This is a genomic window from Parafrankia sp. EUN1f, from assembly GCF_000177675.1.
GTDB lineage: Bacteria > Actinomycetota > Actinomycetes > Frankiales > Frankiaceae > Parafrankia.
In genome coordinates this window covers 34235-43454 of the sequence record NZ_ADGX01000072.1, presented here as the reverse complement: position 1 = coordinate 43454, position 9220 = coordinate 34235, and the positions used below count along the sequence as shown (strand labels likewise).

At 69.0% G+C, this 9220-nt stretch carries 6 protein-coding genes; 4 read left to right on the top strand and 2 right to left on the bottom strand.

What is annotated here, in order from left to right:
- The 3 genes from FREUN1FDRAFT_RS21300 to FREUN1FDRAFT_RS48120 all read left to right on the top strand — a co-directional run.
- On the top strand, window positions 1-969 hold a 969-nt coding region (locus FREUN1FDRAFT_RS21300; protein ID WP_006542245.1), incomplete at its 5' end, for a helicase-related protein.
- Window positions 970-1377: 408 nt separating this feature from the next.
- On the top strand, window positions 1378-2631 hold the full coding sequence (locus FREUN1FDRAFT_RS21295; RefSeq protein WP_006542244.1) for a phosphatidylserine decarboxylase family protein: 1254 nt from the start codon (window positions 1378-1380) through the stop codon (window positions 2629-2631).
- 297 nt (window positions 2632-2928) lie between these two features.
- Window positions 2929-3510: a GIY-YIG nuclease family protein gene (locus FREUN1FDRAFT_RS48120; protein WP_035952802.1), complete on the top strand. Its 582-nt coding sequence runs from the start codon at window positions 2929-2931 to the stop codon at window positions 3508-3510.
- Between the two features lie 235 nt (window positions 3511-3745).
- On the opposite strand, the gene FREUN1FDRAFT_RS21285 is transcribed toward FREUN1FDRAFT_RS48120, so the two are convergent.
- A complete protein-coding gene (locus tag FREUN1FDRAFT_RS21285) occupies window positions 3746-4486 on the bottom strand; it encodes a Mut7-C RNAse domain-containing protein (RefSeq protein ID WP_006542242.1) in 741 nt (246 codons plus the stop codon).
- 257 nt (window positions 4487-4743) lie between these two features.
- On the bottom strand, window positions 4744-6285 hold the full coding sequence (locus FREUN1FDRAFT_RS21280; RefSeq protein WP_006542241.1) for an alpha/beta hydrolase domain-containing protein: 1542 nt from the start codon (window positions 6283-6285) through the stop codon (window positions 4744-4746).
- Between the two features lie 1212 nt (window positions 6286-7497).
- Here FREUN1FDRAFT_RS21280 and FREUN1FDRAFT_RS21275 point away from each other — a divergent pair.
- Window positions 7498-7746 carry a hypothetical protein gene (locus FREUN1FDRAFT_RS21275; RefSeq protein WP_006542239.1) on the top strand — a complete coding sequence of 83 codons (249 nt, stop codon included), beginning with the start codon at window positions 7498-7500 and terminating at the stop codon, window positions 7744-7746.
- The last annotated feature ends 1474 nt before the right edge of the window (window positions 7747-9220 follow it).

Genomic DNA, 9220 nt, shown 5'->3' with positions numbered 1-9220 from the left:
GAACCGTTCGAAGCGATGATCATTTTTGTGCGGACGAAGTCGGCGACCGAGGACGTCGCCGAGCGGCTGCGCAGCCGCGGGTTCGCCACCGAGGCGATCAACGGCGACCTCGGCCAGCCGCAGCGGGAGAAGCTCATCGCCCAGCTCCGTGACGGCGCTCTCGACCTTCTCGTCGCCACGGACGTCGCCGCCCGCGGCCTCGACGTCGAACGGGTCACCCACGTCGTCAACTACGACATCCCCACCGACCCGGAGTCCTACGTCCACCGCATCGGCCGTACCGGCCGCGCCGGGCGCAGCGGTGAGGCGCTGCTGCTCGTCACCCCGAGGGAGAAGGGCCTGCTCGCCGCGATCGAGAAGGCGACTCGCCAGCCGCTCGCCGAGATGGAACTGCCGACCGCGGAGGATGTGAACGCCCGGCGGGTCGCGAAGTTCCACGACGCGATCACCGCCGCGCTCGACGCGCCGGCCCACGCCGTGTTCAGGGACCTGGTCCTTGGCTACACCCGTGAGCATGACGTGCCGCTCGCCGACATCGCCGCGGCGCTTGCTGTGATGACCCGCCAGGAACCGGGGGAGTTCCTCCTCCCGCCGGACTCCGCCCCGCCTGTCCGGGAGAGGCCCGCCCGCGGGGTGGGCGGGCCGCGGCGGGTCTATGCCGTCTACCGGATCGGGGTCGGGCATCGCCAGCGGGTCACCCCGGGCCAGATCGTCGGGGCGCTCGCCAACGAGGGTGGCCTGGCCCGGGCGGACTTCGGCCGGATCGACATCCGGGCCGACTACAGTCTCGTCGAACTTCCCGCCGACCTGACCAAGGCCACCCAGCGGGCGTTGACCCGCACCCGCATCGCCGGCCAGCCCCTCAACCTGCGCGCCGAACGGCCGAGCCGGGAATCCGGCGCGCGGCCCGGCACCGGCCGCCGAGGAAAACCCGCCCCCTCCGCCCGCAGGACGCGCCGCCCAGCCTGACGTCACGCCGTAGACGCCGTCAGAACATCAGGGCGTTCCGCACGATCGGGCCGCCGCGCGCCACCCCGACGCAACCGAGCGACTCCAACTCGGCGAATGTCCCGAGTCGTTCATTCGCCGCCCTTCTGCCCTACCCGGCCGGCGCCCAGCAGATCGGCGCGAGGCGAGAGACCTGAAACGGCCATGAAGCCGGCGGGACCGTCACCCGAAATCCTGCCTATTCGGGTGACGGCTTCCCGGAATCGGCGCCACGCGTTCCCGTGTTAGGGTCAGGCGCCGCGCGGCGAGGTCGCAGACGATCGAGAAAACCGTGGCCGTCGACATCGTGACATGTCGACCAGAAGACGCGGCCGGTCGCCGACGGTATCAGTCATTCCCCTTTCCATCGGGAAGTGAGGGACTCATCGCATGAACAACGACGCCCAGACAATCGCGGTCCAGGCCAGCCGGCGCGGGCGGTGGCTACCCGTCCGCGAGGAAGCACTCGTCGCCTTCCGCCACAATCTGGCCGAGAAAGCCAAAAGACGCGCACCCGGCGCACGGCTCACGCCGCCCGTGCAGGACCTCGCGACTCTCGTGAACACCGACCCTGTTCTGCGGATGTACCTCACCCAGGCGATCGAGCAGGCGATCGCGGCCGGCTATGACCTCGGCTACCACACCATCGACGAGCTCATGGTCCTGATCGACGAGCTCATGACCTACGCCCCGCCGTTCGACACGACCGAGCTGGTCGGCTGTCCCCTCAACGCGCTGCTCGACTGGCCCATGTGCATGCCCGCCGGCTTCCCGCTGTTCCGCTTCCCGCAACTGAACGCCCAGCTCAAGGTCGTGCTGGAGTACTGGTGTGAGTTCCTCAGTGGAGCCGGCTCGCGGACGTACCTCACCAAAGACGACAAAGGCGGATGGTTCTCTCAGAAGGCCGACGCCTACATCCACATAGCAGATTACGTCCACGACGAGACCCAGCCGTACTACGGCTTCGCGTCGTGGAACGCGTTCTTCACCCGAGTGTTCAAAAAAGGCGTCCGGCCGGTAGATGGACCGGGCGACGACACGGTCATCGTCAGTGCCTGCGAGGCAACCCCCTACAACATCCAGAACAACGTGCAGCTCACCGACCGCTTCTGGATGAAGGCCCAGCCCTACTCCCTTCTGGACATCTTCACCAGCGAACACCGGACACTCGCCGAACAGTTCGTCGGCGGCGACATCTACCAGGCATTCCTCAGCGCCTACAACTACCACCGCTGGCACGCACCCGTCACCGGCACCATCGTCACCACCTACAACCTGGACGGCACCTACTACTCCGACCTCGAAGCCGAAGGACTCGACCCCGGCGGCCCCAACGACTCCCAGGGCTACATCAGCCAGGTCGCGACCCGCGCCGTGATCGTGATCGCCTGCGACGACAAGAACATCGGCACCGTCGCCTGCGTCTTCGTCGGCATGGCCGAGATCTCCTCCTGCAAGATCGGGGTCAGCGCCGGACAGCGTGTCACCAAGGGCGACGAGATCGGCTACTTCCAGTACGGCGGCTCCACCCACTGCCTGATCTTCGAGCCAGGCGTCATCCGAAGCTGGGTACCCAAGCCGCCGTTCGACTTCAACACGCCACCGATCCAGCTCAACAAGCAGATCGCCACCGCGAACCGCTAAGAACAGACCTCGCCCAGCGGAGCGGCAGCGGGGGCACCGGCCCCGCTGCCGCGACCGGGGCCAGCCGACGTCGTTGCATCAACACCGTCATCTGCTGGCCCCGCCTGTGGCCCGCGCTGCCCGACACCCTCCGCGCCGACCTCACCGCCGCCCGCACCGCCCTCGAGACCGCCGCCACCAGCACCATGAGCCTCACCGCCGCGGGGCACGGTTCCGCGGCCGCCGCCATCTCGGGACTGTTTCGACATTGACGGATAGGGTGCTGATCTTCTGCGGCCGGGCGTCAAACTATGCAAGGTGGACAATCCGGATGGTGGAGCTCTGACCGCCGAAGTCTGTCAGGCGCTACGCGCAGTGCCCGTGCCAGCGAGCAGCCTTCTCGGCCCCGATCCGAGATCGGTGCCAGATGATCCAGGCTTGTACGCATGGTGGGTGGCTCCAGGGGTGCTCCCAGAGGTTCCGACGGCGGCTCACTCATCTCTGCCGCTCGGCCTGCTGTACGTGGGCATCGCCAGCACGAGCCTTCGGCAGCGGATCGTGAGTCGGCATCTCGCCGCGAACACGGGCTCCTCGACCCTCCGCTTCACGCTCGCGTCCCATCTTCTGATCGAGGGGGGCCTGACTCCGTACAGGAAGGGGAAGAAGACCTTGCTCCCGCGTGACCAGCTTGACTGGCTGCTCCGGTGGCAGGTCTCCCATCTGCACGTCTCCTGGGTAGCCAGGCACGATCCCGCCGAGGTTGAAGCCGCAGTGATCGCTGCCATGGAGCCGCCCCTCAACGGGACTGACAACAAGCACCATCCGTACAGGGAGCAGCTCCGCGGGCTTCGCGCCGCCTTTCGGCTCAATGCGGAAGACGGTCCTGCTCCAGGCCAATAGTCTCCAGCGCCACAGGCGATCTCAGGTATGCCGAGAGACGGCAACTGCCAACAGCAACGTGGCACTTGGACGCTCACGCCGCCGACCGGCTTGGCGAGCCGCGCATCAGGTTCGTGCGCCTCAATGTTCTCGCCCGCAGGACGGTCAGCGCGACCATCCTGGTCGGGACCCGCGCGGCAGAGCGGGATACCCACGTTGCCAGGTTGACACCGTCCTGACTCGCCGACGCAGGCTGTCAGGGGTGAGCGACTCCAGGAGCGGGATGATCCGCGCTGGTCGTGGCGATGAAGGCGTCGAGGCGGCGGGCGTGCGCGCCGCGCCAGTAGATCTGGCTGCAGGCGATGCAGCGGGTGAAATGGGTCGCGGTGCGGCGGGTGCCGGGCTCGACCTCGGCGAGGACCTCTTCCCGTGGCACCGGCCGCAGTTCGGCGCCGCAGGAGACACAACGGGTGAGCGGTGCCAGCGGCGGCGCGAACCGGTCAAGGACATCGTGTGCCTGGTCGTCCGGCCGATCGCCGCGGACGTATGCGCCGCGCGGCAGGCTGCGCCGGAACAGCAGGCCCCGGTCTCGCGTCAGCAGGACCCGGCGCTCTCGGATCGCCTGGGCGAGGAGTTCGTCATCGGCGGAGTCGTTGCGGTAGGCCACGTCCAGGCCGAGCAGTCGTAGCCGACGGGACAACGCGCCCAGGTGCACGTCGAGGACGAACCGCGGCTCGGCCAACGGCTGGGGACGTGCCGCCGGCTCGACCCGCACGATGTCGTCCAGCCCGGGCCGGCAGGACGGGCCGAGGACCGTGCCGTCTGCCCGCCGCAGCGCTCCGACCTCGGTCAGCGGCACCCCGACAGACTGCACGACGTGGCCCAGCGTGGCGTCCGGATCCGGCGGCGGTCCGCCGACCAGCCCGCCTCTGCGCGCCCGACGCCAGGACCCGTACAGCAACGGCCGCAGGTCCTCGGCGACGTCCAGTACCACCACACCCGTGGTCTACCCACCCGACAGCGCCCCCAGCGTCAGCGTCCCGACTCGCGGCGCCGGCCATGGGACCCCTCGTCGCGCATTACGTCGCTGCTGCTGCGCGGGCCGCGGGTGCCGCCTACGGTGCGTGCCGCCTACGGTGAGTGCCGCCTACGGTGAGTGCCACCTCGGTGATGGGACGCGTCCGCACGTGTCGGTGCGGCTGCCGCCGGCGCCGGCACCGGGAGTGGTGCCGGCGCCGGCGGCAGTCCTACGGATCAGCCGGCGACGAGTTGTGGTCTGGAGTAGGCGATCAGCGCGGGGCGGTCCTCGGCGAGGACGAATCCCGCTCCGACGGCGGCGTCCGCGCTGCTGCTGTAGCGCTGTACGTAGTCCGCCCGGGAGGGATACAGCGCCGCGAGCCGGGCCGCCGACAGCGGCTTGCTCGAACCGATCAGCAGGCAGATCGGGGAGAGCGTCGGCCCCGGTTCGCCGGACAGCACGACGGCGGGAACGTCCACGGGCGGTGTGCGGACCCCGCCGAGGGCGATGGCGTCGGCGTTGCGGCGGACCGACGGGAACAGCCCGTCCGCGACGTCGATACGGGCGGCGACCGCCGGTGCCTGGCCGGTGTCGAGCCAGGTGGTGAGCCCGCGCAGCGCGGCCTTCGCGACCAGGTGCAGCGGACCGTCGTTGATCGGCGCGCCGCAGTCGATGGTCGCGCCGGACGAGCCGAGCAGGTGCGCGTCGGCGTGCGCGGTGCCGGCGATCTCCCACAGCCGGAAGCGGTCGCTGTCAGGCTGACGGGCCTTGGCGGAGCCGAGAACGCTGGTCAGGTCGGACTCGGCCTGCACGTCGATGATCGGCGCGGCCACGTCGGTGCGGAATGTGGTCGTCGTGCCGCCGATGATCGCGCTGGACAGGTCCGCGTTCTGGCCGGGCCCGACCAGGGGCAGTCCGGCCGCGCCCCGACTGAGTACGTAGAAGCCGTCGAACGCGGTGGTCAGTGGCTGTACGCCGTTGTAATAGGTGGTCATGGCGAACGCCGACTGCGACTGGCCGGAGGCGATCAGGTGCTGCGGCTGCAGCCCACCGATCCCGGCTCCGGCACGGATACCGCGGGCCACCTGGGTGAAGATGTCGTAGGCGAAGCCGTCACCGGGATGGTCCAGGGTCCCGTAGCGGGCCGGGTCGATCGTCTTCAGGCCCTTGCCGGCATTCTCCGCGCCCGGTGCGGGAACCTGCACGAGTATCTGCCCGCCGAGGATGCCAAGCCGCTGGGCCGATACCCCGACCCAGATGTCGCCGGATCGGATGATCTCCTCATGGAGGGTCGCCCACTCAGGGTCGGCGTCGACGCCACCGCTGACGTTGAGCCACTCCACGACGACGTTGCCGCTGAACCGTGCTGTGTCCGCCGGCTGGCGTACCAGTACCCGGGTTCGGTAGGGCGCCGTCCCGTCGGGCTGGAAGGTCCACCTGCCGTCCCCGCTGAGGGTGCCGGCGGCCTTGTACGACGTCGCGGTACCCGCCGCGGCGTACTCATGCTGGACGTAGCCCGCCTGCTGCAGGTCCACCGGGATCGCGGTGCCGATGAACGGGCCGTTCCCGCCCGTCAGCTCCTGCGACAGGTCCGCGGCCGGACCGGGCGGGACAGGGCCCGGTCCGCCGCCACCGCCGGGTGGCAGACAGGCTGTCAGTGACAGCACCGCGACGGAGGCGACGGTGACCGTCGTCCGCCGGAGCCAGCGGGGAACTCGGCGGGGTCCGGTACCGGCCTCGCCAGGTAAGACGCTTTTGGTGGATGGGTGAGGTTTCATGGGCAACCGCTTTCGTCGGAGGCGGGCCGACCCGGACCGCGCAGCATTCCGCACCTGGCCGCGACCGCGTCGCGCGCCGGTGCCGACACTGGCGGCCGGGTGGACAGGTGGCCGACCGGTAACATCAGCGGTGCCCAATATGCCGGCATGTGAGGTGGCGGTCGTCGGCCACGGACCACGAATTCCCGTGCCCGAATGTGGAGCGCCTCGACCAAATCAGCGACGGACGCCACCCACGGGCCATTGCGCCGTCCGGTTCTGTTTGACCACCACCGGATTTTCGGTTATGGCTTCGATCACCGCCTTCCAGGCGGGTCGGGAGACGTCGGACTCCCCGCCACCTGCGACGACAGATTTCCCGGTGCGCCGAGGGATTGTTCGCCGCTCCTCGGCGATGTCTCCATGTGCCGGGCCGCAGGAGCGGTCGAATAACGTGGCCTGGATGTGGACTATTGCTGGCATGAACGAGGCATCCCGGATGAGGCCAGGAAAATCGCGCTCAGGGCAGATGGGCCGGGGAGACAGGTATGGTTGAAATCGTGGATCTGCCAATGCCGATCACGAACGGCAGCCCGCCTGGCTCGCGCGGCACCGACCGGTCCCCGCGGATTCCCACCCGAAGTCGTTCCTCTCCGTGTCGCTCTCGGTTGAGAAACCCGCTCGCTCCCCCGCACGCCGATTTGTAGTGGATGGTCTCCCTCTTGCCTCAGTGAAACCCCGCGTTCGTCCAAATGATGGAGGTGAACGCCTTCACGACGTTCAACATGACGGTGCGGTCGAGTAGCGGTTCGCGTGAGACCTGGGTACCCGGCTGCGGACAAGGTGCCCCCGTCGCGCCTGGCCGAGCGTGCCGAGTCACCCCGGATCTGGCCGTCGCCAACTGCGGAGAGTTCTTCGTCGACCGGCTTGGCATCGACCCCGCCGACGGGACTTCAGAGGCACGGACCGGCAGTTCCCAACCGCGCTGGGCCGCACATCATCCGGTCGCGGACTGGCGCCCCACGACATCTACCATTTAGCGCCTGCACAGCTGCGGTTGGACCGGACTTGGCCGCCATCGGTTTGGGATTGGCCTCGTGGGACGACCACGACACGCCATAACTCCGTGCGGCCTGACACCTCGGGAGGCGCGTGGTTCGGGTCCGCGTCGCTGCGAGAGGCTGGCCCTCGTACGGATCGGACCGATCTCTCCCATGTCCCAAGGAGGCTTCCTTGACTGACACGAACACCTACGCGTTCGTCGACGCTGACACCCTCGACGTCCGGATCGTCCGTGGTGCGGCTGACACGGAAGGCACCATCGTCGGCCGCCTCGACGCCGCCGACGTCCCCGCCCTCAGCGAGGCCGCCGACAAGCTGCTCGCGACCCTCGGTTTCCGCTCCGTCAGCGACTGGAGCGCGGTTGATGGTGGCCTGTTCACCGTCGTCGAGGAGACCGCGGCGGTGCCGACGGCCGGCTGACCGGCGACCACGAGCGCCCCGGTCTGGGTCCAGGCCGGGGTTTCTCTTTGCCCGGATAAGACGGTGGGGGCGGCACGCGGGATGTCTTCCACCTGTAGTAGACGGGACGGCTGGTCGGCGCTGGCACCGTTCGGCGCTGGCGGCGGCTCGGGGGAAAGGCCGCGTGGCGGCGGTTGGAGGTGCGTGGAGCGTGCCGCGTACTCGGGAACAGGCCGCCGCGAGGTGGCCGGCCTGCCTGGTCCGCGGAGGAGGCGGTCACGCTGGCTCACCCGCGCGTTTTCCTTTCTGGAAAGGGCCGACGACACCCGCGCCGTGGCGCTGTTCTCGCAGGTGAGAACACCGGCCGCGAACGTGGCGGTTTGGTTGTTCCTCACCCCGGCCGCCGTGAGGCCGACCGCGCGGCGCGATGCCGGCGGAAGGCACGGGGCATGGGGTATTGGGTATGGGTGGGATTCGGCTCGACTTCGGGCCGGTGAGCCGTGGGTTTGCGTGTGGCGGGCCAGATTCGGGCACGGCCGGTTGCCCGGGCCGTGTCTGGCGGGGTGCTGGGGGTAGGTGGGCCGGGTTGTGTGTGGAGGACTTGGTGTGGTGGTGGCGCGGGGGCGGTGAGTCACTATGGCAGACCGCGGCCGGCCCTCGCTGACGGTTTGCTGAAAATTCTGTGTGTTGCCTGTGAGTCGGGCGCCTAGTCCGTGGGCTGCCGACCTGACGTCCGTGCGCTGCCGACCTGACGTCCGAGGGTGGTCCCTGCCCGCGCGGCGTGACGTCGTCAGCCGTCAGCCCGCGGTCCTCTGACGACTTCGCGCTTCTGCCGGACTGGTGGTATCCGCGCGCGTCTTCCTTACTGGTTGCCCGACGCTTGCGGAGCGTCATCTTTGATCTTCCGTGGGAACTTTGAGTAATTTCTTGCACCTGGTTGTTGGGCGTGCCATGCTTTGCGGCGCTTGCTTCAAGGCTGCTGCGGTGGCCTGGGTTCCCTGCTCGTTGTCCTGCCGGTCGCCCCGGGTTCATCCTGGCTGCCGGTGGGTTTTCGCCGTGTACGGCGCTGTGCCGGCGTGTCTTTGTTCTTTCCCGTTCCATGACTATCGATCTGTGCTGCCCGCGTGTCGCCAGCTGTCCGTTGGCTGGTGTGGCTGGGCAGGTCACCGGCACTGGCGCCGGTGTTTCACCGCCTGCTCTCGCCGGCGGGTTCTGCCGCATTCCCTGCGTCCGCGTGGCCGGGGCGGCCTGGCCGTTCCCTGGGCTCGTTTCTTTGTGGTGTGCGCACGCCGGTGAGTCTGCCGTGCCCTCCTCGTTCTCGTCGGCGGGGAAAGCGGCGGCCGGGTCCGGGGTGTGTGCGGCCGTCGGGCTGTCCGCCTGGGGGCCGTGTTCTGTGTGTTCTGCGTGGCTCGTGCCTGTTCCCCGCGCGTTTCGGAGCTGTGATGACCGCCCGGCACCCTTCCCCGCGTACTTCTTTGTCGTTTGGCCGTCGAAT

Excerpts from the sequence above, each read along its gene's own strand:
- FREUN1FDRAFT_RS21295 (WP_006542244.1), top strand. The coding sequence starts at position 1,378 with ATGAACAACGACGCCCAGACAATCGCGGTCCAGGCCAGCCGGCGCGGG.
- FREUN1FDRAFT_RS21280 (WP_006542241.1), bottom strand. The coding sequence starts at position 6,285 with ATGAAACCTCACCCATCCACCAAAAGCGTCTTACCTGGCGAGGCCGGT.